This is a genomic window from Streptomyces sp. NPDC007983, assembly GCF_042958345.1.
Classification (GTDB): Bacteria; Actinomycetota; Actinomycetes; order Streptomycetales; family Streptomycetaceae; genus Streptomyces.
In genome coordinates, this window is sequence record NZ_JBIBJI010000073.1 from 1 (window position 1) to 1,048 (window position 1,048).

At 57.1% G+C, this 1,048-nt stretch carries 1 rRNA gene; it reads right to left on the reverse strand.

Features of this window, described 5'->3' with window-relative positions:
• Window positions 1-1,048, reverse strand: a 23S ribosomal RNA gene (locus ACFZCY_RS45505); the annotation flags it as partial.

The following is a 1,048-nucleotide window of genomic DNA, read 5'->3' on the forward strand; positions in this document are numbered from 1 at the left end:
CTACACCCTTACCCCGGGACAACCACCGCCCGGGCTGGACTACCTTCCTGCGTCACCCCATCACTTACCTACTACCACCTTGGATCAGCGGCTCCACCACTCCCCTCAACTCCGAAGAGATCAGGGCGGCTTCACGGCCTTAGCATCAGAGGATTCGATATTGGGCGCTTCAAAGCGGGTACCGGAATATCAACCGGTTGTCCATCGACTACGCCTGTCGGCCTCGCCTTAGGTCCCGACTTACCCTGGGCAGATCAGCTTGACCCAGGAACCCTTAGTCAATCGGCGCACACGTTTCCCACGTGTGTATCGCTACTCATGCCTGCATTCTCACTCGTGAACCGTCCACAACTACCTTCCGGCGCTGCTTCACCCGGCACACGACGCTCCCCTACCCACCACAGCCCTCGTTAGAGGTACATGCTGCAGTGACACGACTTCGGCGGTACGCTTGAGCCCCGCTACATTGTCGGCGCGGAATCACTTGACCAGTGAGCTATTACGCACTCTTTCAAGGATGGCTGCTTCTAAGCCAACCTCCTGGTTGTCTCTGCGACTCCACATCCTTTCCCACTTAGCATACGCTTAGGGGCCTTAGTCGATGCTCTGGGCTGTTTCCCTCTCGACCATGGAGCTTATCCCCCACAGTCTCACTGCCGCGCTCTCACTTACCGGCATTCGGAGTTTGGCTAAGGTCAGTAACCCGGTAGGGCCCATCGCCTATCCAGTGCTCTACCTCCAGTAAGAAACACACGACGCTGCACCTAAATGCATTTCGGGGAGAACCAGCTATCACGGAGTTTGATTGGCCTTTCACCCCTAACCACAGGTCATCCCCCAGGTTTTCAACCCTGGTGGGTTCGGTCCTCCACGAAGTCTTACCTCCGCTTCAACCTGCCCATGGCTAGATCACTCCGCTTCGGGTCTTGAGCGCGCTACTAAACCGCCCTATTCGGACTCGCTTTCGCTACGGCTTCCCCACACGGGTTAACCTCGCAACACACCGCAAACTCGCAGGCTCATTCTTCAAAAGGCACGCAGTCACGAC